The sequence below is a fragment of the Bacillus sp. FSL K6-2839 genome (genome assembly GCF_038003365.1).
Taxonomy (GTDB): Bacteria; Bacillota; Bacilli; order Bacillales; family Bacillaceae; genus Bacillus.
In genome coordinates, this window is sequence record NZ_JBBOOZ010000001.1 from 1,818,682 (window position 1) to 1,840,820 (window position 22,139).

Below are 22,139 nucleotides of genomic sequence, written 5' to 3' on the forward strand. Positions count from 1 at the left end.
TGTTGATCATCCTTTTTTGTGATTTTTATTTTGTTTCGATAGTTGCTGTTTCGTTATTGTTTAAATATGTCTGCAATGCTTCGATTGTCAGCATCTTTAAACCGTGCTGTTTTTGGATCTCTTTTAGTTCAGGGACGCGCGCCATTGTGCCATCTACATTCATAATTTCACATATGACACCCGCTGGCTCTGAACCTGCCAGTTTCGCAAGATCTACCGCCGCCTCTGTATGACCTGGTCTTTCTAGTACACCGCCCTCTTTTGCAATGAGCGGAAACACATGACCTGGGCGGGCAAATTCTTCTGGTGTTGCGTCTTTATTTAACATGGCAAGCATGGTCGCAGAGCGCTCAAAAGCACTAATACCAGTCGTCGTTGTCACATGATCGATGCTCACTGTAAATGCTGTATGGTGTGCATCTGTATTTTGTTCTACCATTGGATGCAGGTTCAGGTGTTTGGCGATCGTCATATGGACCGGTGTACAAATGAGGCCTCTTCCATGTAAAGCCATAAAGTTAATAACTTCAGGCGTGGCATGCTCAGCAAGTGCCACAAAATCTCCTTCATTCTCTCTGTCTTCATCATCCACTACGATAATGATTTCTCCTTCTTTTAGAGCATCTACTGCTTCTTCTACTGAATGATACATACAATCGCCTCCTAGAATCCGTGCTCTTTTAAAAATGATGGGGTCAATCGGGATGGCTGCTTTTCGCCTTGTTCATTTGTTAAAAAGCGATAAATGTATTTGCCGATCATGTCACACTCTATATTCACAATCTCTCCCATAGATTTAGTCAGGAAAATAGTTCCTTCAAGCGTATGAGGAATAATAGAGACTGTGACGTGTGAATCTTGCAAATCGAAAATGGTTAAGCTGACACCATCTATTGCGATCGAACCCTTTTGCGTGAGCATATCTGTGAGGGTCTTGTCCATCTCCAAATCATAGTAAATGGCATTACTTTTCTTTTCTATTCGGGTAATGACTGCCGTTCCGTCAACATGGCCTGAGACAAAATGGCCGCCGAATCGTCCATTCGAGGACATGGCCCGCTCTAAATTCACTGGACTGCCTGATGTCAGCTGATCCAGTGATGTCGCTTTGACCGTCTCTGGCATCACATCTGCTGCGAACTGTGCTTTTGTAAAGCTTGTGACTGTAAGACATACACCATTGATCGCAATACTGTCTCCGAGGTGAACATCTTCTAGCACACGACTGCACTTAATGACAATTTCCATGGCATCTGCTGACTTTTTACTTAATGACTGTACGGTGCCAACTTCTTCAATTATCCCCGTAAACATGTGATCCTCCCTTTCTTTTCATTTGTATTTCTCACTTTATAAAAAAGCGATGTTAGGGACATGTGATCGATTGAGCACCTTCGTCGCTTTTTAAGGTCCATACAAGGTAGATGAGGGATCACCTAATAAACACTGCATGCCGGTCTATTAACTACATGTACATACAGAAAGCCCCGGAAAAAATTCCGGGGCTTTGGCTTTTTTGCATCAGAAATAAAACTATGATCAACAAATATTTTTCGTTCATAGCTTTCTTTATCCTTCTCCCATCCAGACTTTCACTGTCGGCTTCAGCTTTTCACTGAATCAACCGTTAATAAATTAACGGGTCACGGGCTGTAAAGCATTTGCTTTATTACCGTCGGTCGGGATTTTCACCCTGCCCCGAAGGATACAATCGATATTTAGCTGTCCTTAGGGGCTATTATAGCGATCCTTGTTATCAAATGCAACAATCAAGATTTCTCACAAAAAAGTCTCCTTATAGGAAAGGAGACTTGTTAATTAACGACTTTTACTACTTTTATAAGTCCATCTATTCTTTTTTCATTACTAAAGTAGGCTTTAATACGATCGCCTTTCTTCAAGTCGGCCACATCATCTTCGAATTTCTTTCCATTAAAAATGATTTTTGTGCCGTTTTTTGCTTGACCGTAATATTCATCTCCATCAATTTTCGTAATGGTATATTCATAGATGGTATAATCTTTATCATTATTTGTTAAGCTTTCACCAATGGCTGTTGGCACATCTTCAATTTTCATGCCATTCATGTATAAATAACCTGCGCCTAAACAAAGCAGTAAAACAAATAAGACGGCAATTTTCAATTTAATTTTCCCCATATTTAGAACCTCCATCATCTGCACTTCGCCTATTTGTATGTTTTATTCCTTCTTTTGATGAAATAAAACCAAAAAAGCTGATTTCCATTAATGGTTACTTATATAACGATTGAGTTGGACCTTTGGTTCCACCTTTTCATCATTACATATGATACGAATATGCGTTCTTTATTAAGGGGGTCTCTTTCCTCTTTATCCGTTAGTAGGGCGCACACCATTGATGATCATCTTTTTTCGAGTGCGAATAGATCTTCCTCTAACAATTGCGATCTCTGAACAGCAATGTTCCGGCTGTCACGAACCCCTTGATTATAATAGTAACTTCCAAGATTTTTTGTGATAAATTCTAGTATATTAATGGCTGCTAATTCACCAATCTCTTCTTCTCGTTCTTCGGCAAAGTAACGCTGAATGGCAATCATCATTTGATTTTTTTCTTCTTTTGTTAATGGTTTCAAATTATCTCCTGCTTTCTTTCAGCATGAAACACGCTTTTTTAATTTGCATTGACATCTGTTTTTCAGTTGAATGTGGCGACACCCACAAATGCGAATATTTGTTCTCTTATCATATCACAAAATCGAGTTCTGTCCATAACTGTCCTAAAAGAAAAAGCGTGTTTTGATAGCTTGATCAAAATACGCTTTCCCTATATTGACTGTTTTCCACGTAGACTGTTTATTTCAATATGGAAAGTATCGTCGCTACAGAATGATCTACAAATGAACGCTCTGGACGAGATTTCATGAGGACGGTAAGTCCAATGAAAGAAACGACCAGTGTCTGTGCTAAAGCTTTAGCATTCAGACTGCTTTCGAGCTCACCCGAGCGAATACCTTGAACAATCCTTTCTTCAAAAATGACCGAAAGATACATCTGATGCTCTCTTGTAAGAATTTCAAATTTCTCTTCGTGTGGCGCAAGTTCCACTATTGTATTGATGCAAAAACATCCTTTACTCGGACCATCTCTATATTCCTCTTCTACTAAATCTGCAAATAATGCATGAAATGCTTCCTTTGCAGAAAGATTGCTTTGAAGTTTTGTTCGAATATGGCCAGCATGCTGCTTTGTATATTTGCGTAATGCGGCCTCAAATAATTCCTCTTTATCTCCAAAAGCTGAGTATAAGCTTGGCCGCTGTATTCCCATTTTTGCAGTCAAATCGCTTAATGTAGTGGCCCTATACCCCTTTTCCCAAAAAAGCACCATTGCCTCATCCAACGCTTTTTCCTTATCAAATTCCCGTTGTCGAACCATCAGCAATTCCTCATTTCAACAATAAAATTTCTTCACAAAGTCAGCCATCTATTTCTTGATATTATTCTCTATTTGGTTACCAATCGGTACATTATAATTTTATTTTATTGACGTACTAATGTCAAATTGCCTTACCCTCTCAAGATCAGCATCAATTAACTGTATCAAAGTCTTGACTTTAAAACGTTTTGTTGGTTATCCTTAACATGAATCATAATATACCGAACAGTATATTATACTTTTTAGTACAAAAGGAGACGATGAAATGCATGGTGAAAGAAAAAATCACTTCCATTGAACATCTTGATATGGAAACGACTCATTTACCAATCAAACCGAGATCAACGATGACTCGCTATATGGCACTGCTGTTTGCGATAGCCTGCGGGATGGCAGTTGCAAACATATACTTTGCACAACCGTTATTAGACTCCCTCGCATCCGAGTTTGGTATCACCTATTCATCCATTGGCATGGTCATTACGATTACTCAGCTTTGTTATGCGCTGGGGCTGCTACTGATAGTACCACTTGGTGATCTATTGAATAGACGCCGACTCATCATTGGTCAGATGCTTTTATCCGTGTTGTCTCTCATTCTAGTCGGCATCGCTCCTATCGTCACCGTCCTCTTTATAGGATTAGCTGTGGTCGGACTGCTTGCTGTGGTCACTCAAGTACTCGTAGCGTTCGCAGCGACTTGGGCCGCTCCAGAAGAGCGCGGTCGTATTGTTGGCTTGGTGCAAAGTGGAATCGTGATCGGGATTCTTCTCGCACGAACCTTTGCTGGTGTACTAACCGATCTCGCCGGCTGGAGGTCAGTCTACCTAGTTTCTGCCATTATGATGCTTATCATAACTGGCGTGTTGTTCCGAATTCTCCCGGGTGATGACAGCGAAAGAGAGTCATTATCCTATGCAAACCTGCTTCGTTCAATGTTTACATTGTTCAGACAAGAACGAATCCTGCGCATCCGTGGAATTCTGGCTCTTCTTATTTTTATTGTGTTTGGTACGTTATGGACTTCGCTCGTGCTGCCCCTCAGTACCACGCCATACAATCTTTCACATACGGCGATTGGTGCATTTGGTCTTGCTGGAGTTGCCGGAGCATTAGGCGCTGCTCGGGCTGGAAGCCTTGCTGATCGGGGCTTAGGACAGTTAACAACTTGTATAGCCCTTGTCCTATTAATCGTTTCATGGTTTTTTATCTTTTTCACTGAATATTCACTTATTTTATTGATCATCGGTATTATCATTCTTGACCTATCTGTGCAGGCCGTACACGTGACCAACCAGAGTATGATTTTCACAGTGCGGTCTGAGGCGAGAAGCCGGCTTACTGCTGCTTATATGATTTTTTACTCCATCGGCAGTGCGACTGGTTCTATTGTTTCAACCAGCATATACGCAAACGATGGCTGGATCGGGGTATGTTTATTTGGTGCCTCTGTCAGTGCCATTGCCCTTTTGTATTGGATCTTCACCTACCGCCTCACGGAACAAATAACCGTAAAATCAGATTTAACATAAAAAAACACCGCGATTAAGCGGTGTTTTGGATTAAGCATCGACAACTTCGACTTTTTCCATACCTTGGCCTTGTTCCATATCTAGAACAGCCTCGATACCAGATGTTACTTTGCCAAAAACAGTGTGAACACCGTTTAAATGCGGCTGAGGATCATGTACGATAAAGAATTGGCTGCCGCCTGTATCTTTACCAGCATGCGCCATTGATAATGAACCTCTTTCGTGTTGATGTGGATTCCCTTCTGTTTCACATTTAATTGTGTAACCAGGACCACCAGTTCCATTACCGTTTGGATCGCCGCCTTGGCTTACGAAGCCTGGGATGACGCGGTGGAATTTCAATCCATCGTAGAAGCCTTCATTCGCTAATTTTTCAAAGTTTGCTACTGTACCTGGAGCAGCCTCTGGGTATAGTTCAAACTCAATTTTCTTACCATTCGTTAGTTGTATGTATCCTTTTTTCGCCATTTTTCACATTCTCCTTTCAGGTTAAACAACGCTCATTATAGCACATTTTCGGTGATGTTAAACATCCCCTGCTCTTTGATTGTGATTTACCTCTTTTCTTAGGATTGATACAATAGAAGAGCTTGATCCTTTTTTCCTATTAAATTGATGACAGACTGTGCAACATGTCTTCATTATATTGGAAAAGGAAAACATCTTAAAAAGAAAATTGAAACGTCGAATCGATTTGTTACGTCTATATGATGGAGTGCATTTCTTTACGTGTGCTCAAAAGATGAGTTTCTCTTGAAAGAGGAACCCTTTCGACTTGAAGGAGGTCAACATGTTTAAAAAATCAATGCTTGGTATGATGGCAGCGCTCCTTTTCCTAATTGGTGCGCCAAAAGTCAGCTTAGCGGATGCAGCTGTCGGCGATGTCATCGTCACACTTGGGCAAGACTTAACTCCGGCTGATCGCCAGAAGGTGCTTGACGAGTTGAATCCACCTGAAAATGCGACAAAAATTGAAGTAACCAATAAAGAAGAGCATGAATATTTAGGAAAGTATATCCCTCGTTCTTCTATCGGGACGAGAGCATTATCATCTTCATCTATCACCATTGAAAAATCAGGTACTGGTCTGACTGTGGATACACATAACATCAAGACCATTACAGATGAGATGTATTTAAATGCTTTAATGACAGCCGGTGTCAAGGATGCCAAGGTTGTCGTGACTGCGCCGTTTGAAGTTTCTGGTACAGCCGCACTGACGGGTCTATTAAAAGCCTATGAAGTGTCAAGCGACAAAGCCATTCCAGAAGATGTGAAACAGGTAGCAAACGAAGAGCTTGTGACAACTTCTAAATTGGGTGACTCCATCGGGAAAGACAATGCTTCTGCCCTTATTGCAAAAATCAAGGATGACATTGCGAAAAATGGTGTCCCTAAAACAACAAAAGAAGTCGAAGAAAAAGTGGATCAGGCTGCTTCTGATTTAAACTTAAATCTAACGCAAGATCAAAAGGATCAGCTTGTTTCACTATTCGATAAAATGAAGAACATTAATATCGATTGGAACCAAGTAGGATCTCAAATCGATAAAGCAAAAGACAAGATTACGAAATTCATAGAATCAGATGAAGGGAAAAACCTTCTTCAAAAGATTTGGGATTTCTTTGTCTCCATTTGGAACGCAATCGTCTCTGTATTTACTGGAGGAAAATAAGTCATTATAAAAAGCTGCCTGATGTACAGGCAGCTTTTTTACGTAGATGATTTCACTTTTGATTGATACGGTAAATCAAGTTTGACAATATCCGCATATGTTTCGCGTTCAACGACAAGCTGCGCTTCCCCGTCTTCTACAAATACAACAGCCGGGCGCGGGATGCGGTTATAGTTGTTTGACATACTGTAGCCGTAAGCTCCGGTACAAAAGACAGCTAATAAATCTCCTTGTGATAACTCTGGCAAATCGATATCCCAAATGAGCATATCTCCGCTTTCACAGCATTTCCCTGCAATGGAAACCGTTTGATCATGCGTTTGGCTCATTTTGTTGGCACTTGCCGCTTCATATTTCGCTTGATATAAAGCTGGACGAATGTTGTCACTCATTCCCCCATCTACCGCAATATAATCGCGAATGCCAGGTACATGTTTTGATGAGCCGATCGTATAAAGCGTTGTCCCTGCATCTCCAACGAGAGAGCGGCCTGGCTCAATCCAAATTTCCGGCATATCAAACTCATAGCGGGCTACGTTCTCTTTTACAGCTTGGATAATTTTCTCGACGTATTCTGTCGCAGGAAGTGGTTCATCTTCTTCTGTATAACGGATACCAAAGCCGCCGCCTAAGTTTAACACGGTCGAAATAAAACCAAATGATTCTCTCCATTCATCTAGCTTCAAAAAGATTTTATCTGCTGCAAGGACAAAACCAGCCGTATCAAAAATTTGTGAACCGATATGGCAATGAACGCCTAAAAGCTCGATCACTTCTGATCCAAGCACTTGTTTCACCGCTTCATCTGCTTGTCCATTGTGAAGGTCAAAGCCAAATTTGGAATCCTCTTGGCCTGTTGTAATGTAATCATGTGTATGCGCTTCGACACCTGGTGTAATACGGAGCAGCACTTTCACCTGTTTTGACAGCTCTTGACCAAGCTCTTCAATGAGCTTCATTTCGTAGAAATTATCTACGACAATACAGCCGATCTCGTGCTCTAACGCCATTTTCAATTCTTCCCTGCTTTTATTGTTGCCATGGAAATGAATTTTTTCTACCGGAAACCCGGCGCAAATGGCTGTGTGAAGCTCCCCTCCTGATACGACATCAAGAGATAATCCTTCTTCCTTGGCAAGCTGAAACATGGCGATGGAGGAAAATGCTTTACTCGCATATGCTACCTGCGCTGTTAACTCTTCTTCTATAAATGCTTTTTGAAAGCTTTTTGCACGCTCCCGTATTAAAGCCACATCATATACATAAAGTGGTGTCCCATACGTTTCAGCTAAAGAAACGGCATCAACACCACCAATTTCTAAATGACCGAGTTCATTTTGTCTGCAAGTGCCGTGTAAATACAATGTCATTCCCTCTTTCTCCGCCTCGGCTGAAAAAAGACAGCTGCGTGAGCTGCCTTTTGCCGTTTCTCAAAGTTAAAAATACAATATCACAATCTTCAGCCACTTTCAATGAGCGTTAAGAATTTGGCGGAATTTTTGATCTGTTTTGAGGGTGAACGATGCTTGGCCTTACTTTTGAGCCAGGAACAGACGTCCGAATTAACACTTGCCATAAAGCTTTCCCATTAAAAGGAAGAAACGGCCACATATAAGGCGTCTGCAATGAACGTATGGATGTTAAATATATGATTAACAACGTAAAACCAATGATGAGTCCATTCAGCTTAAAGATCGCCACGAGTGCTAGTATGATGAGTCGTACAATCTTATTGGCGACACTCAGCTCATAGCTTGGCGTTGTAAATGTCCCGATAGCCGCTAGTGAGACGTATAAGATGACCTCTGGCGTAAATAAACCGACATCAATGGCGATTTGTCCAATTAAAACAGCCGCAATCAGCCCCATGGCGGTCGACAAAGCGGTTGGCGTATGAATCGCTGCCATCCTTAAAAATTCCACCCCAAAATCAGCAAGGAATACTTGTAATATGACCGGGATATGAGAAGGTTTATTAAAGCCAATATAGCTTAAATGATCCGGCAGAAGACTTGGTTCGAGGATAAACAGAAACCAAATCGGTAAAAGAAACGTTGAACATAAAATGCCTAAAAAGCGTACCCATCTTAGGAACGTACCAACTGCAGGTGCCTGGCGGTATTCTTCTGCGTGCTGAACGTGGTGAAAAATGGTGGTTGGCGTAATGATGACACTAGGAGATGTATCCGTAATGATGATGACATGACCTTCTAGTATATGGTTAGCGGCGACATCTGGACGCTCGGTGTAGCGTACAAGGGGAAAGGGATTGTATCCTTGTTTAATAATGAATTCTTCAATCGTTTTATCAGACATCGTCAGCCCATCGACTTTGATTCCTGATACTTCTTTCTCTATAATATCGACAAGATCTGGGTCCGCAATATCTTCAATGTAGCAAACACATACATCCGCTTTCGAACGTTCGCCTACTTTGAGCATTTTGTATCTCAGTTTTTCATCTCGCACCCGTCTTCGTATGAGCGCTGTATTGACAATAATGTTTTCAACAAAGCCGTCTCTTGCGCCCCGGACAACCTTTTCTGTATCCGGCTCCTCTGGCATTCTGCCAGGATAGCTTCTGACATCAATGATAAATGCGTAGTTTTCACCTTCTACTACAACTGCCACAAGCCCCGACAGTACTTGGTCTACCGCTTCATCGAGCGTTTCAACCTTTGAGACCTGCTGATTGACTAGACGGTTCTCGACCACACGTGCCAGATCATCTGATTCAGGTTCGTTGTCATTGATTTCAATTAGCTCTTTTAATAAGTAGATGACATACTGTGTATCACACAGTCCGTTTACATAGTAAAGTTGGATTTCCTGATCGTGTATATAAATTTTCCGCACGCCAAGGTCAAAGCTGAGACCCATTCCGACATTTTCCTTGAAGTAATCTTCATTTTTCTTCGGGTCTCGGTACACGTTTACCTTGTCTTTCTTCATGGAAACCACTCCTTTCTAAAATTAATTCAACTGCTTTCATTGTGATCGGAGATCCCTTGCTCAGATCATCTTTACGTCCCATTTTGCCAATATCTCCAATCCCAACAACAAACGGAAGATGGAGCGAGTCAAGACAATACACTGTATCCCCGCTCATTTTATGAGGCTCCATTTCAGGAAGACCATGCTTGTCGACACCGTATTCTGTCAGTTCACCCTCCCGGTCAATGGAAACATGAACTTTTGTCCATTCAGCTTGATGCGTTTTGGATGCAACGGCGATCGCTCCTATGACTTCAATTTCAGGGTGACGCGCCACATGCTTCATCGCCGTCTCCCCTGTTCCTTCACCTGTCAGGCCAGAGTCATCAAACATGACAAACACTGGATCATACGGCGTTTTTAAAATCATCTGTACAAGTTCAGGCCCTGTCCGTTTGCTTGGATTTCCTTTTGAGCTGGAAATACATCGTCCACCGACTTTTTTAGCAGCAAGCTCAATGGTTTTGGCAGCATATATATCTCCGTCTGTCACTAAAATGACTTTCCGTCTTTGCCCCATATTAGGTTATCCTTTCGGTTTAAAGATAAGAGCGATAATAAATGAGAATAAAATCGCAGCTGATATTCCAGCAGAAGTTAATTCAAAAATACCGATCCCGATTCCGATGAACCCGTGTACATCTGCCTGATGCATCGCCCCATGAAGCAAGCTATGACCAAAGCTGACGATTGGTACGGTTGCGCCCGCACCAGCAAATTCAATAAATTTATCATAAATACCGAAACCGTCTAATATGGTACCCGCCACAACAAAGGTGGTCATGACATGTGCAGGCGTAAGTTTGAGTACGTCTAGTAAAAGCTGGCCAATGACGCAAATAAGTCCGCCTGCAACAAAAGCGATAAGATAATCCATTAGCTCTCTCCTCCTGCACGCTCAAATACGACACCGTGCGCAATGGTTGGAATGGTCTCTTTTTGCTGGACCATCGTCGGGCTGAGAAGTGCCCCGGTTGCGACAACCAGTACTCTTTGCAAATTCCCTGCCTTCATTTCTTGAAAGATGTGACTGAATGTCACAACAGCTGAACACGCACAGCCGCTGCCTCCAGCGAACACGTTTTGATCGGGTGTATAGATGATTAATCCGCAATCATCGTGCTTTCGGCCGAGCTGAATGCCGTCTTCTTTGAGCAGATCCTTTAAGATCGGTGAGCCAATGCCAGATAGATCACCTGTTAAAATAAGATCATAATCGTCAACCGTTCTCCCTAGATCTTCTAAATGCTGCTTGATGGTATCTGCTGCTGCCGGTGCCATTGCCGACCCCATGTCAAATGGGTCTGTAATCCCAAGATCCATAACTCGTCCCACAGTTGCGCTTGTAATTTGAATTTGGGAGGGCTCTTGGCTGATAATAACGGCCCCGCTCCCAGTCACTGTACTTGTCGCTGTATCTGGTTTTTGTCCGCCGTATTCTGTCGGATTACGAAATTGGCGTTCTGCCGTCGCATTATGACTGCTTGTCGCAGCAATGGCTCTTTTTGCAAAACCACCATCTACTAATGCCGAAGCAATGGCGACCGATTCCATTGATGTGGAGCATGCTCCAAATAAACAAAGAAACGGGATTTTAAGTTCTCTTGCCACATAGTTTGCTGTGACGTTTTGATTCAGTAAGTCTCCTGCCAGCAAAAGATCAACATCGCTTTTTTGCAAATTTGCTTTTGATAAAGCGGTTGATATCGCATCATCCATGAGCTGCCTTTCAGCCATTTCCCAGTTCTTTTGATAACAATGCATTTCGTCGTATGTTTTATCAATTAGATGACCGATCGGGCCTTCTTTTTCTTTCGGTCCTGCAGCTGTTCCTTCTGCATTGACATAAAGCTTGTGCTCAAATACCCAAGATTGTTTACCTGTTAGTTTCACGTTTCATTCCTCCTACGAAAACGCCTTTTCCAAGATGTATCGAATGATCCCTACGACATATGCCGAGACGACACCAAAAACAATGACGTTCCCAGCAAGCTTAAACATGTTCGTGGCTACACCTAACACAAGCCCTTCACTTCTATGTTCAAGAGCAGCACTTGTCATGCTGTTTGCAAACCCTGTCACCGGGACAGCGGATCCCGCTCCAGCAAACTGGCCGATTCTATCGTAAATACCGATACCAGTTAATATAGAAGAAATTAAAATGAGGGTCGCTACGGTTGGGTTCCCTGCTGTCTTTTCATTAAAATCAAAAAAGTGAATATAGAAATTTTGCAGCCCCTCACCTATGGCACAGATCAATCCACCAACAAGAAAAGCCTTGATGCAGTTGAGGACATAAGGAGGTTTAGGCTGATACGTTTTCACCTTAGATGGATAGTTCTCTTTTAAACTCGACACGTGTTGTTCCCTCCAAATTCTTAAATATAAATTAGCCAATGAAATAGTGAACCAAATACCTTTCCTAAGACAATGGCCATGAGAAGCAAAACAATTTTCCCGTCCATTCCAATTCTTTTCGTTAATATAGGAAGTACATTTAATACTTCAGTCAGCGCAGCTGCAAGCATGCCGACGAAGATGCCCGCTAAAAGACCGATCGGAAGTGCCAGCCATTTGGATAAATGCAAATGTATTGGACTTAAGGTTGTCCAGCCGCCAACGACCGCCCCGCTGATGACAGCCGCCTCGTACCCTTGTATGAAGCGCTGCGTTTTGGTTAATTGCATTAAACGAGGGATGATGCCCAGCACTGTGAGAAATGCCACAAATCCTGCTCCTACCGTTAAACCGCCGCCAAGTCCAACAAGCACGACAAAAAGCCACTTACCGATCATGAATGTCTTTCATTGTCTCTTTATTTTCTTTGAGGGCGACATAATGATCGAGATCGAGTTGATATTTAAACATTTCCACTTCAAGCGGACTTGGTTCTTCATTTAAACGCTTTTTAAATACATGATTGAAAAATAAAATCATGCCGAAGCCTAGTCCGAAGCTATATGGAATTTGCAATAAATAAGGATGCTCAACCGTTTTTCCTGTGATCATTTCATATAGGCGGATATGAACGAGCCGCATACTGACATCCTCGTGGAAATTCATAATGGCAAGCGCCGCTCCGACAAATAACAGGAGCCATACAAACACAAATAAAACGGGAGAAAGCTGGCGTTTGCCTGTATCAATTTCGACAATGGCCTCAGCGCCTCCAACGGTTTGAATGTCGATGTCTGGCCATGTTTTTTTGATCGTTTTGACCACATGCATGATATCAAGAACGGCGATGTGACGATCCTTTTTACTGACATGATATATCGGCATTTTGCTAAGCTTTTCCACAGCAAACTCATCACCAGTGATTTGGGCGATATCTTCTAAATAAATGAGCTGATCATTACCGGTCTTGATTCGATGGCGCAGCCGAAGAAAGATTTGTCCGTCCATCCAAGTCACTTCCTAAACGATGGGTTAAAAATAGTATGTGGTGAAAAATGGTTCTCATACCGATAGAACTTGATTTACCGGTAATTACCACACAAAAAAAGCCAGCCTAATTGGCTAGCTGTCTTTTTGATCCATTTGCATTTGGATTTGTTTTAAAATTTTCTTTTCAAGCCGCGAGACTTGTACTTGTGAAATACCGAGCCTCTCCGCTACCTCAGATTGTGTTTGGTCTTTATAATATCTTAAGTACACAATGAGTTTTTCTCGTTCTTCTAATTCCTTGATCGCTTCTTTCAGGGCGATTTTATCAAACCATCTTTCTTCTGAAAGATCCGCAATTTGATCAAGCAATGTAATCGGGTCTCCGTCATTTTCATACACGGTTTCATGAATCGATGACGGTGAGCGGACCGCTTCTTGGGCGAGGACGACATCCTCTGGTGTGATATCAAGATATTCGGCTATTTCCTGGACAGTCGGCATTCTTCCGTGAGACTTAGACAATTCATCTCTTGCCCGCCGAATTTTATTTCCAAGTTCTTTTAGTGACCGGCTCACTTTGACTGTTCCATCATCACGAATGAATCGCTGGATTTCACCAATGATCATTGGAACAGCGTAGGTCGAAAACTTCACATCATATGACAAATCAAATTTATCAACAGATTTCAGCAGTCCAATACAGCCAATCTGAAACAAATCATCTGGTTCATATCCTCTATTTAAAAAGCGCTGAACAACGGACCAAACAAGACGCATGTTTTTTTCTACGAGGAGGTCTCTTGCTTGCTGATCACCGTCTTGGCTTTTTTTGATGAGCTCTTTGACTTCATCATTTGACAGCTGGGCTTTTTTTGCTTGCTTTTTTACCTCCACATCCATATGAGCAGCTCCTTTAATTACAAAGCGCTTTGCTTTTTGATAGATGCTTTGTTAAACGGATGGTCGTGCCCATTTCTGGAGATGAGTCTATCATGACATCATCCATAAAATTCTCCATGATGGTAAAGCCCATTCCAGAGCGTTCTAAGTCTGGTTTTGTGGTGAATAGCGGCTGTCTTGCTTCTTCAAGATCTGTAATGCCCATGCCTTCGTCACGGATGGTGAGGTACACAACATGGTCATCAAGTGTGACATGGATATGCACCTTGCCATCTGGATTTCCATCATAGCCATGGATAATGGAGTTTGTCACCGCCTCTGACACAACGGTTTTGATTTCTGTTAATTCATCTAATGTCGGATCAAGCTGGGCGATAAACGCTGCGACTGTCACCCTCGCAAAGGATTCATTTTGACTTAAAGCAGAGAAGGTCAGGTTCATTTCATTCCTCATGATGCCACCCCCAATGTTTGCAATGCCGTTTGCTCTGAAGGCTCCATACGGATGATTTTAAATAAGCCAGACATATCAAATAATCGGTTCACTGCTGGCGAGATAGCACAGACGACCATTTCTCCGCCAAGCTGCTTAATTTCTTTATATCTTCCTAAAATCACTCCGAGACCTGAGCTGTCCATAAACGTTAAATCAGCCAAATTCAGCACGATGTGGCGAATGTCCTCTGTTTCCAAATAATTCGTCACCTTTTGTCTCAATGTTTCTGCGGAGTGATGATCAAGCTCTCCTGTTAACCGAATGCAAAGTACGCTCTCTTTTACTTGAAAATCAATTTCAAGGCTCATCTTTTTATTCCTCCTTGCTCTAATTTCGGATAAAGATTGTTTCTCTTTTTTATCAAGTAAATCCTTCACCATGACAAAACTAGTGACCATTCGTCACATTTAGATGTTCTTTTCTTCTTACTCATAGCAAAAAGACTGCCAATTACAGCAGCCTTTCACATTTTATTTCCATTTCACAAATTCCGCCATCGCTCGGTTCAAGAAAGTCCAAACGCCTGCTTTTTCCATTCCTTCTTTAGCTTCTACAGGGCTTTCATGCAGCACTTTTCCGTCTTTTTTCAAGACAATTGTACCTAGTTCCGTTCCTTTTGAGAATGGGGCCGTGACATCCTGAGACAATTTGATTTCTTTTTTAATCTGATCCACATTTTCGCCTTTTTTCGTTAAAAGGGAGATTGGCTCAGAGGTGACAAGCTGAATTTTTTTCTTTTTCCCTTTGCTTACCTTGATCTCCGCTACATCTTGTCCTCGTTTGTAAAGCGGGTGAGTGTTGTATTGACTAAATGCATAGTCTAACATTTTGACCACTTGAGCGTTTCTGTCTTTCGGTGTACTTGCGCCGAAGACAACTGCAATGACGCGCATGTTGCCTTTTTTAGCGGATGCAGTCAAACAGTATTTGGCTTCGCCTGTAAAACCTGTTTTCAACCCATCGACACCTGGATAAAATTTAATCAATCGGTTCGTATTCACAAGCCAGAATTTTTTATCCGTGTTTTGACGGAGATAGTCTTCGTAGACCCCTGTGAATTTAGTGATTTGTTCATATTTCAACAGCTCTTTTGCCATTTTTGCCATATCATGAGCTGTACTGTAATGGTCTTTTTCAGGAAGTCCTGTTGGGTTTTGAAAGACCGTAGAGGTGAGGCCGAGTTCTTTTGCCTTTTTGTTCATTTGCTCCACAAACTGTTCTTCAGACCCTGCAATATGCTCTGCCATGGCAACTGAAGCATCATTTCCTGACGCAATCGCAATGCCTTTCATCATTTCTTTCACGGTCATTTCTTCTCCAGGTTCAAGGAAGATTTGTGACCCTCCCATTGATGCTGCATAATCACTTGTTCTAACCTTATCAGTCATTTTCAGTTTTCCTTGATCAATGGCTTCCATGATGAGAAGCATCGTCATGATTTTGGTCATACTTGCGGGTGCAAGCTTTTCATCGCTGTTTTTGTTGTAAAGCACTTTTCCCGTGTCACGTTCTATTAAGATCGCTGATTTGGCTTCGTGCACCAATTCTGATGTTTGTTTTTCTCCTGGTTTTTCAATCTTTTCTTTTGCTATCGCTGATGGTGAAACCATTGAGATAAGGATCATTAAAATAAACAATGCACATATATGACGTTTCAAGTGGCAGACCTCCATTATCGTAATCCTCTCTATTTTTTCCTCATACAGGCTGTTTTATTCAGAGATCGTATGATTGCCATAAAAAAACCTTCTGTCGATAAAACAGAAGGCTTCTTGAAACATGCTATGAGAGTTGTTTGACTACATCTTTTACTAAATCAAGGAAACTCGCTTTCACTTTTTCCGTTACTTCAATGACTTCATCATGAGACAGCGGCTGATCTAAAATACCTGATGCCGCATTAGAAATGCATGAAATACCAAGCACTTTGATTCCTGCATGACGCGCAACAATCACCTCTGGAACAGTTGACATGCCTACAGCATCTGCTCCAAGTGTTCTGAGGAAACGAACTTCAGCCGGTGTTTCATATGAAGGACCTGTCATCCCTGCATAAACACCATGCTGTACAGATATACCTAAGCGCTGAGCTGTTTCTTCTGCAAGTGCCAGCAAATCTTTATCGTATGGGGCAGACATATCAGGGAAACGAACACCTTGACTGTCATTTGGTCCAATTAATGGATTGGTCCCCATCATATTGATATGATCTGTAATCAGCATGAGATCGCCTGGATGGAAGGATGTATTCACACCGCCGGCTGCATTTGTCACAATGCATGTCTCAATGCCAATTTCTTTCATCACACGGACTGGAAACGTCACTTGCTTCATATCATATCCTTCATAGAAGTGAAAACGTCCTTGCATAGCACATACGACAGTGCCTTTCAGCGTCCCGATGACGAGCTGTCCTGCATGACCCTCTACTGTTGAAACAGGGAATCCAGGAATATCTTCATATTTCAATTTGATTGGATTTTCAATCTCATCTGCTAAAATGCCAAGCCCTGAACCTAAGATCAATCCAACTGTTGGTACGTTTGTCGATGCTTGTTTAATGTATGCCGCCGCTTCTGAAAACTGTGCTCCCACGAGATTTCCCCCTATTTGAGTTTAGATAAAAAGCTTGTGCCGTATTTTGGCATGGCTGACTTGAAATTGTCTGCAACTGTTGCTCCAAGATCAGCAAAGGTTTTTGCTGTTGGCAGTTCATTTGCTCCCTGATGCTTTTTGCTGTAAGCAATGAGCGGAACGTATTCTCTTGTATGATCTGTTCCGTGATGAACAGGGTCATTTCCATGATCTGCTGTGATCACAAGGAGATCATCCTCTTTCAACAGGTCAAACACTTCAGGAAGTCGTGCGTCAAATTCCTCTAGTGCTTTTCCGTAGCCCTCTGGATCTCTTCTATGTCCGTAAAGAGCGTCAAAATCAACAAGGTTTAAAAAGCTGAGTCCTGTAAAGTCTGTTTTAAGTGTATCGACCAGCTTGTCCATTCCATCCATGTTCGATTTTGTTCTAAGAGAAGATGTGATTCCTTCACCATCATAAATATCAGAGATTTTGCCGATCGCAATCACATCGAGCCCATCATCTTTCAGCTCATTCATCACTGTACGGTCAAATGGTTTTAAAGCATAGTCATGGCGGTTTGGTGTTCTGACAAATGCGCCAGGCTCCCCGACAAACGGACGAGCGATAATACGTCCAACCATATACTTTTCATCTAATGTGAGTTCACGTGCAATTTCACAAATACGGTAAAGTTCATCTAATGGCACCACTTCTTCGTGCGCAGCAATTTGCAGCACAGAATCCGCAGATGTATAGACGATTAGATCGCCTGTTTTCATGTGCTCTTCGCCAAGCTCGTCTAAAATTTCAGTACCAGACGCAGGTTTATTTCCAATAATGCCTCTACCTGTTTTTTCTTTTAGTTCATTTAATAGTTCATCTGGGAATCCGTCTGGAAAGACTTTGAACGGTGTGTCTATGTAAAGACCCATGATTTCCCAGTGTCCTGTCATTGTGTCTTTACCATTTGATGCTTCTTGCATTTTTCCATAATACGCAAGCGGTTTTTCATCCGCTGGAATTCCTTTGATTTCTTTAATATGACTCAGCCCAAGCTTCGCCATATTCGGCATATGAAGCCCGTTCATTTTTTCAGCAATATGTCCTAGTGTATCTGCACCTACATCATTAAATTCAGCAGCATCGGGTGCTTCCCCAATTCCTACTGAATCCATTACGACGAGGAAAATGCGTTTATACTGATAATCAGGCATTAAAAAGCGCCTCCTTCAATATTCTTGTCTTTTGACCTTTCAAAAAGAGAGGTCTGACATCTCAAGTATAAACCGTTTACAAGCCGGTTGACAACCATAAACGGTGCAAACATGAAAAAGCATGACACACGTTCACTGTGTCATGCTTTACTTATGCCCTTGGATGGAATTTGTGATACACATCTTTCAGTCTTGTTTTCGTCACATGTGTATAAATTTGTGTTGTTGAGATATCGGCATGTCCGAGCATCTCCTGCACGGCTCTTAGGTCTGCACCGTTTTCAAGCAGATGTGTTGCAAATGAATGCCTGAGTGTATGGGGTGTGAGTTCCTTTTGAATCCCTGCTTCGATGGCTCGTTTTTTTAAATTCTTCCAGAAGCCTTGCCGCGACATTTTTTTTCCGTGATGATTGAGAAATAAGGCATCTGCCGGCTGTTTTTTTAACAGCTTGCTTCTTCCCTTTTCGATATATTCTTCAATCGCACTTGCAGCAGCTTCACCAATTGGCACAATCCGCTCTTTTCTTCCTTTTCCAAAACAACGGATAAAGCCCATTGTGAGGTGAACATCAGCAAGGGTCAGGTCCAGCATTTCACTGACGCGAATGCCTGTTGCATATAAGAGCTCGAGCATCGCTTTGTCACGGTAGTCAAAGGGAGTGTGCTGATTGGGTGTATCAAGCAGCTTTTCGACTTCCCCTAGTGATAGTACTTTCGGTAATTTCCGCTCTGTTTTTTGCGTTTCAATGTTCCATGACGGATCATCTGTTGTCACTTTTTCCCGGAGCAAAAATTGGTGGAAGGAACGGATCGAGGATAGATGCCGCACTGACGTTTTGCTCGATTTCCCTTCCTCCTTTAGCTGCTTTAAATAATGAATGATATGCAGGCGCGTGACATCTTTGATATCCGTCAGCTGCTCATGTGTCATTAAAAAAGACAAGTAGTTCTGTAAATCTCGTTTATAAGAAACAATGGTATTTTCAGAGAGTCCTCTCTCTACTGTCATAAAATGAATAAAGTCGGATAATTGATCGTTCAATGATTTCTACTCCCCGTTTTGATAAAAATAAATCAATCGGTCTTGCCAGTTGTCTTGATTCGGCTGATCCATTTCCATCACTTTAATTGCTGCACCCTCTGGTTTATCATAACGATGGTAGCTTTCATATTCTGAATTTATCCATATCATAGCATAATAGAACAAGACGGTAAAACCAGTGAACAAGATGAATACTTTCATCACTTCACCTGTTGTTTTGAGCCATTTTCGCATGATTTTCATGTCCTTTCTCAAGCTTCTCATTACTTCAGCATATGCCAGGTGGGACAAGGAATATACAGCGAAAATGCAAAAAACCTCTTCATCTTAAATGAAAAGGTTCCAATTCGGATTATTTGCCGGATTCATCATCATGACACCGGTGGCAAATACCATGGAATGTCAATCTATGATCCTTAATTTTAAATTTCCAGTCACGTTCAATAATCTCTTCAACGTCTTCTAATAAATCATCTTCTATCTCATCGACTGTCCCGCATTCCATGCAGACAAGATGATGATGGAAGTGAGCGGCTCCTTCTTTGCGAAGATCATATCGCGAAACGCCGTCTCCAAAGTTAATTTTATCAACAACTTTCAGTTCAGTTAGCAATTCTAACGTTCGATAAACAGTAGCAAGACCAATTTCAGGAGACTTCTCTTTTACGAGGAGGTATACATCTTCTGCACTTAAATGGTCTTCTTCATTCTCAAGCAGTACTCTTACTGTTGCTTCACGCTGTGGCGTGAGCTTATAGCTGGAAGAATGAAGCTGTTTCTTAATTCGATCAATCCGATTTTCCATTGACTTTCCCTCCTACGCCACATTACTTGATCATTATATCAAATGATGTGCTGAGAGCCAACTATAATCATTTTAAATTGATAAATAAATTGATTATTATTTAATAACGATTATAAAATTATGAAAAAAGAACACCTGCCAGCTTTTTCATGAGCATGAAAGATACGTAAGATTCAAAAAAGGACGAAAGTGCAGCAAGCGCTAAAATCATCAGCAAAACAGATGCATACCGGGCGAACCACTGAACAGGTGCTTGACTGATGGTTTTTTTCATGAACAGCTGCCCAATGAGACGGATGGAAAACGCAATCGCACATGTACCAATCACTAAATAGGCTGGAATAAGCAATATGTTTTGCGGAAGAACCGATACGAACGAAAGGAAAAAACCACTCAGCCCCATTTGATTTACTAGAAAACCAACTGTAAACCCAACGACAATTCCTTTTAAAAAAATCATGAGAAAGATGAGCGGCAGGCCAATGATAGATATTCCTAGTATCCACATAAGACCTAAATATTTCATATGATGCAAAAAGCTTTGCAAAAACATTTCTTTTGATTCTGCTGCTTTCTCATTCGTCAGCTGACCAAAAAATTGATTTAAATAATAGAATAAATCCTCTTTCTGACTAATTGTCATACTATTAACGATGATGGCCCCAAAGATCACGCCCATTAAAAAGAGTACAGAGACAAACAAATAAATCGATAGATGGTCTTTTACGTGCTGTAGAAGATGTTCCTTCCAAGACTTTTTCCGCATGCGTCTTCCTCCCAAATAGTAAAGGTTACTAGATTCTATGAGAGAGATTACGAAACATGACAGTTTTATTGAAAGAAAAAAGAGAAAGCAGCCCAAACACTGCTCTCTCTTATCATTTATCGGGCGGCTTTTTGTACGTTCACAAGCCCGGCACCATAATAAAAAGGATCTCCAAGCTTTGCAGCCGTTTTTGAAAGTCTCTCGCGCACTTCATCGTTTGTCAAATTCGGATGTTTTGATAGAATGACAGCCGCAGCGCCCGCTACATGCGGTGATGCCATGGATGTTCCACTCTTATAGCCATATTCATTATGAGGAATGGTGCTGAGCGTTGAAACGCCCGGTGCTGAGACTTCCACTTCTTCGCCGACAGATGAATCAAAGGCTCTTTGTTTTCTTTCGTCAACAGAGGCAACCGCCATCACTGAGGCGTACTTAGCTGGATAGTCAACCGTGTTGAGAGAGCCATAACTTCCTGCATTCCCAGCAGAAGCCACAATGAGAATCCCTTTGTCGTATGCTCGATCTACCGCTTCTTTCAGCGCTTCAGATTCACTTGCTCCTCCCATACTAATATTGATGACATCCATGTCATTCTCAATGGCCCATTCAATTCCTTTAATGATCCAGCTATAGTAGCCGTCACCATTTTCATCTGCCACCTTGACCGCATAGATAGAAGCCTTTGGTGCAACACCAACGACACCTACCTTATTATCTAACGCTGCAATTGTGCCTGCCACATGCGTTCCGTGTTCATGCGGGTCAACAAGCGGATCTGACTTTGTTGGAACAAAGCTGACTCCGCCGGTGACATGTAAATCTTCATGTTTGCCATCGATGCCGCTGTCAAGAACGGCTACTTTGACATTCTGTCCGGCGTATCCCCGTTTATGTACCTTTTGTGCTTTGATGCTTTTGATGCCATATGGGATCGTTTGACCGCTTGTTTTTGCCTTTTGGTCCTCCTCAATGAAGGTCACTTCTTTTCTCTGATTCAGTTTCTCTTTCGATGCCTCATTCAAGGAAACTTTCATCATATCTATTTGCTCTATGGATTCTTTTACATGCCCACCAGCTTCTTCGACAAGCTGTTTTTGTGTATGATCTTGAACGGAAGAAGAAAAGCCGATCATGTACTCTTTTTTTGCTTGCTCCTTTGCAGAAATATGTGAGGCGCCGAACGTGACCGATGCCAGCATCATACTTGCCATACAAAGCCCTGCTCCAATTGACTTGACGTTCACAATACTCACTCTCCCTTTCATCTTTTTGTCATTTAACTACATTTTCAGACAAAAAGAAACGACCGTTTGTCCTATTTTTTAAAAT

General features: G+C 41.8%; 26 protein-coding genes, 1 pseudogene and 1 riboswitch. Of the genes and pseudogenes, 2 read left to right on the forward strand and 25 right to left on the reverse strand.

Annotated elements, in window-relative coordinates; genetic code table 11:
- Positions 1–46 precede the first annotated feature (46 nt).
- The 5 genes and pseudogenes from ribB to MHH26_RS09190 all read right to left on the reverse strand — a co-directional run.
- Positions 47–652 (reverse strand): annotated as a pseudogene (ribB, locus tag MHH26_RS09170) (3,4-dihydroxy-2-butanone-4-phosphate synthase); the annotation flags it as partial.
- An 11-nt stretch (positions 653–663) separates the two neighbouring features.
- Positions 664–1,314, reverse strand: a complete 651-nt coding sequence (gene ribE / locus MHH26_RS09175; protein WP_307499852.1) for a riboflavin synthase — start codon at positions 1,312–1,314, stop codon at positions 664–666.
- Positions 1,315–1,568: 254 nt separating this feature from the next.
- A riboswitch (FMN riboswitch) is annotated at positions 1,569–1,710 on the reverse strand.
- A gap of 104 nt (positions 1,711–1,814) precedes the next feature.
- Positions 1,815–2,159, reverse strand: a complete 345-nt coding sequence (locus tag MHH26_RS09180) for a hypothetical protein (protein ID WP_034318777.1) — start codon at positions 2,157–2,159, stop codon at positions 1,815–1,817.
- A gap of 224 nt (positions 2,160–2,383) precedes the next feature.
- Positions 2,384–2,617 carry a DUF2164 domain-containing protein gene (locus tag MHH26_RS09185; protein ID WP_003215556.1) on the reverse strand — a complete coding sequence of 78 codons (234 nt, stop codon included), beginning with the start codon at positions 2,615–2,617 and terminating at the stop codon, positions 2,384–2,386.
- Between the two features lie 220 nt (positions 2,618–2,837).
- Positions 2,838–3,419 (reverse strand): TetR/AcrR family transcriptional regulator, encoded by a 582-nt coding sequence (locus MHH26_RS09190; RefSeq protein WP_034661130.1) that lies wholly within the window; start codon positions 3,417–3,419, stop codon positions 2,838–2,840.
- Between the two features lie 269 nt (positions 3,420–3,688).
- Here MHH26_RS09190 and MHH26_RS09195 point away from each other — a divergent pair, with 269 nt between their 5' ends.
- Positions 3,689–4,951, forward strand: a complete 1,263-nt coding sequence (locus MHH26_RS09195) for an MFS transporter (RefSeq protein WP_307499853.1) — start codon at positions 3,689–3,691, stop codon at positions 4,949–4,951.
- A 30-nt stretch (positions 4,952–4,981) separates the two neighbouring features.
- Here the strand turns inward: MHH26_RS09195 and MHH26_RS09200 are convergent, their stop codons facing one another.
- Positions 4,982–5,419, reverse strand: a complete 438-nt coding sequence (locus MHH26_RS09200; protein ID WP_008359679.1) for a peptidylprolyl isomerase — start codon at positions 5,417–5,419, stop codon at positions 4,982–4,984.
- Between the two features lie 322 nt (positions 5,420–5,741).
- On the opposite strand from MHH26_RS09200, the gene MHH26_RS09205 reads away from it, so the two are divergent.
- The gene (locus MHH26_RS09205; RefSeq protein WP_334749609.1) at positions 5,742–6,626 is read left to right on the forward strand and encodes a DUF1002 domain-containing protein; all 885 of its coding nucleotides are present in this window, start codon (positions 5,742–5,744) and stop codon (positions 6,624–6,626) included.
- Positions 6,627–6,664: 38 nt separating this feature from the next.
- Here MHH26_RS09205 and lysA read toward each other — a convergent pair whose 3' ends face one another.
- From lysA to MHH26_RS09300, 19 genes are all read right to left on the reverse strand, one after another.
- A complete protein-coding gene (gene lysA / locus MHH26_RS09210) occupies positions 6,665–7,990 on the reverse strand; it encodes a diaminopimelate decarboxylase (RefSeq protein WP_095285352.1) in 1,326 nt (441 codons plus the stop codon).
- A 115-nt stretch (positions 7,991–8,105) separates the two neighbouring features.
- A complete protein-coding gene (locus MHH26_RS09215) occupies positions 8,106–9,578 on the reverse strand; it encodes a spore germination protein (protein ID WP_034661136.1) in 1,473 nt (490 codons plus the stop codon).
- Complete coding sequence (locus tag MHH26_RS09220; RefSeq protein WP_034661137.1) at positions 9,532–10,140, reverse strand: stage V sporulation protein AE; 609 nt, start codon at positions 10,138–10,140, stop codon at positions 9,532–9,534. The genes MHH26_RS09215 and MHH26_RS09220 overlap by 47 nt, the downstream gene beginning before the upstream one ends.
- Positions 10,141–10,146: 6 nt before the next feature.
- A complete protein-coding gene (gene spoVAE / locus MHH26_RS09225; protein WP_007501045.1) occupies positions 10,147–10,497 on the reverse strand; it encodes a stage V sporulation protein AE in 351 nt (116 codons plus the stop codon).
- Positions 10,497–11,513 carry a stage V sporulation protein AD gene (gene spoVAD, locus MHH26_RS09230; RefSeq protein WP_095285354.1) on the reverse strand — a complete coding sequence of 339 codons (1,017 nt, stop codon included), beginning with the start codon at positions 11,511–11,513 and terminating at the stop codon, positions 10,497–10,499. Before spoVAD ends, spoVAE begins: the two co-directional genes overlap by 1 nt.
- Before the next feature lie 12 nt (positions 11,514–11,525).
- Complete coding sequence (spoVAC, locus tag MHH26_RS09235) at positions 11,526–11,978, reverse strand: stage V sporulation protein AC (protein ID WP_034661140.1); 453 nt, start codon at positions 11,976–11,978, stop codon at positions 11,526–11,528.
- 20 nt (positions 11,979–11,998) lie between these two features.
- The gene (locus tag MHH26_RS09240; protein WP_340973232.1) at positions 11,999–12,415 is read right to left on the reverse strand and encodes a stage V sporulation protein AB; all 417 of its coding nucleotides are present in this window, start codon (positions 12,413–12,415) and stop codon (positions 11,999–12,001) included.
- The gene (locus MHH26_RS09245; protein WP_340973233.1) at positions 12,405–13,025 is read right to left on the reverse strand and encodes a stage V sporulation protein AA; all 621 of its coding nucleotides are present in this window, start codon (positions 13,023–13,025) and stop codon (positions 12,405–12,407) included. The genes MHH26_RS09240 and MHH26_RS09245 overlap by 11 nt, the downstream gene beginning before the upstream one ends.
- A 114-nt stretch (positions 13,026–13,139) precedes the next feature.
- On the reverse strand, positions 13,140–13,907 hold the full coding sequence (gene sigF / locus MHH26_RS09250; protein WP_340973234.1) for an RNA polymerase sporulation sigma factor SigF: 768 nt from the start codon (positions 13,905–13,907) through the stop codon (positions 13,140–13,142).
- 13 nt (positions 13,908–13,920) lie between these two features.
- Positions 13,921–14,361 carry an anti-sigma F factor gene (spoIIAB, locus tag MHH26_RS09255; protein ID WP_034661145.1) on the reverse strand — a complete coding sequence of 147 codons (441 nt, stop codon included), beginning with the start codon at positions 14,359–14,361 and terminating at the stop codon, positions 13,921–13,923.
- The gene (spoIIAA, locus tag MHH26_RS09260) at positions 14,358–14,711 is read right to left on the reverse strand and encodes an anti-sigma F factor antagonist (RefSeq protein ID WP_034661146.1); all 354 of its coding nucleotides are present in this window, start codon (positions 14,709–14,711) and stop codon (positions 14,358–14,360) included. The genes spoIIAB and spoIIAA overlap by 4 nt, the downstream gene beginning before the upstream one ends.
- A gap of 162 nt (positions 14,712–14,873) precedes the next feature.
- Positions 14,874–16,028, reverse strand: a complete 1,155-nt coding sequence (locus tag MHH26_RS09265; RefSeq protein WP_445661640.1) for a D-alanyl-D-alanine carboxypeptidase family protein — start codon at positions 16,026–16,028, stop codon at positions 14,874–14,876.
- A gap of 157 nt (positions 16,029–16,185) precedes the next feature.
- On the reverse strand, positions 16,186–16,998 hold the full coding sequence (locus MHH26_RS09270) for a purine-nucleoside phosphorylase (RefSeq protein ID WP_034661149.1): 813 nt from the start codon (positions 16,996–16,998) through the stop codon (positions 16,186–16,188).
- A gap of 11 nt (positions 16,999–17,009) precedes the next feature.
- Positions 17,010–18,194, reverse strand: a complete 1,185-nt coding sequence (deoB, locus tag MHH26_RS09275) for a phosphopentomutase (RefSeq protein WP_282066486.1) — start codon at positions 18,192–18,194, stop codon at positions 17,010–17,012.
- A 151-nt stretch (positions 18,195–18,345) separates the two neighbouring features.
- Positions 18,346–19,236 (reverse strand): site-specific tyrosine recombinase XerD, encoded by an 891-nt coding sequence (gene xerD, locus MHH26_RS09280; protein WP_034661153.1) that lies wholly within the window; start codon positions 19,234–19,236, stop codon positions 18,346–18,348.
- Between the two features lie 6 nt (positions 19,237–19,242).
- Positions 19,243–19,470 carry a YqzK family protein gene (locus MHH26_RS09285; RefSeq protein ID WP_003215798.1) on the reverse strand — a complete coding sequence of 76 codons (228 nt, stop codon included), beginning with the start codon at positions 19,468–19,470 and terminating at the stop codon, positions 19,243–19,245.
- 118 nt (positions 19,471–19,588) lie between these two features.
- On the reverse strand, positions 19,589–20,041 hold the full coding sequence (fur, locus tag MHH26_RS09290) for a ferric iron uptake transcriptional regulator (RefSeq protein WP_003215577.1): 453 nt from the start codon (positions 20,039–20,041) through the stop codon (positions 19,589–19,591).
- A 118-nt stretch (positions 20,042–20,159) separates the two neighbouring features.
- Entirely contained in the window at positions 20,160–20,807 is a 648-nt protein-coding gene (gene spoIIM / locus MHH26_RS09295; RefSeq protein WP_034661156.1) for a stage II sporulation protein M, read from the reverse strand.
- A 116-nt stretch (positions 20,808–20,923) separates the two neighbouring features.
- The gene (locus tag MHH26_RS09300) at positions 20,924–22,054 is read right to left on the reverse strand and encodes a S8 family peptidase (RefSeq protein ID WP_340973237.1); all 1,131 of its coding nucleotides are present in this window, start codon (positions 22,052–22,054) and stop codon (positions 20,924–20,926) included.
- Positions 22,055–22,139 lie beyond the last annotated feature (85 nt).

Coding starts and splice junctions, on each gene's coding strand:
- MHH26_RS09240 (WP_340973232.1), bottom strand. CDS start 12,415: ATGATCGGTAAGTGGCTTTTTGTCGTGCTTGTTGGACTTGGCGGCGGT.
- fur (WP_003215577.1), bottom strand. CDS start 20,041: ATGGAAAATCGGATTGATCGAATTAAGAAACAGCTTCATTCTTCCAGC.
- deoB (WP_282066486.1), bottom strand. CDS start 18,194: ATGCCTGATTATCAGTATAAACGCATTTTCCTCGTCGTAATGGATTCA.
- spoIIM (WP_034661156.1), bottom strand. CDS start 20,807: ATGCGGAAAAAGTCTTGGAAGGAACATCTTCTACAGCACGTAAAAGAC.
- sigF (WP_340973234.1), bottom strand. CDS start 13,907: ATGGATGTGGAGGTAAAAAAGCAAGCAAAAAAAGCCCAGCTGTCAAAT.
- spoIIAA (WP_034661146.1), bottom strand. CDS start 14,711: ATGAGCCTTGAAATTGATTTTCAAGTAAAAGAGAGCGTACTTTGCATT.
- MHH26_RS09220 (WP_034661137.1), bottom strand. CDS start 10,140: ATGGGGCAAAGACGGAAAGTCATTTTAGTGACAGACGGAGATATATAT.
- spoVAE (WP_007501045.1), bottom strand. CDS start 10,497: ATGGATTATCTTATCGCTTTTGTTGCAGGCGGACTTATTTGCGTCATT.
- MHH26_RS09180 (WP_034318777.1), bottom strand. CDS start 2,159: ATGGGGAAAATTAAATTGAAAATTGCCGTCTTATTTGTTTTACTGCTT.
- MHH26_RS09245 (WP_340973233.1), bottom strand. CDS start 13,025: ATGGACGGACAAATCTTTCTTCGGCTGCGCCATCGAATCAAGACCGGT.
- MHH26_RS09265 (WP_445661640.1), bottom strand. CDS start 16,028: ATGATCCTTATCTCAATGGTTTCACCATCAGCGATAGCAAAAGAAAAG.
- MHH26_RS09195 (WP_307499853.1), top strand. CDS start 3,689: ATGGTGAAAGAAAAAATCACTTCCATTGAACATCTTGATATGGAAACG.
- MHH26_RS09205 (WP_334749609.1), top strand. CDS start 5,742: ATGTTTAAAAAATCAATGCTTGGTATGATGGCAGCGCTCCTTTTCCTA.
- MHH26_RS09200 (WP_008359679.1), bottom strand. CDS start 5,419: ATGGCGAAAAAAGGATACATACAACTAACGAATGGTAAGAAAATTGAG.
- ribE (WP_307499852.1), bottom strand. CDS start 1,314: ATGTTTACGGGGATAATTGAAGAAGTTGGCACCGTACAGTCATTAAGT.
- MHH26_RS09285 (WP_003215798.1), bottom strand. CDS start 19,470: ATGCGAAAATGGCTCAAAACAACAGGTGAAGTGATGAAAGTATTCATC.
- spoIIAB (WP_034661145.1), bottom strand. CDS start 14,361: ATGAGGAATGAAATGAACCTGACCTTCTCTGCTTTAAGTCAAAATGAA.
- MHH26_RS09190 (WP_034661130.1), bottom strand. CDS start 3,419: ATGGTTCGACAACGGGAATTTGATAAGGAAAAAGCGTTGGATGAGGCA.
- MHH26_RS09215 (WP_034661136.1), bottom strand. CDS start 9,578: ATGAAGAAAGACAAGGTAAACGTGTACCGAGACCCGAAGAAAAATGAA.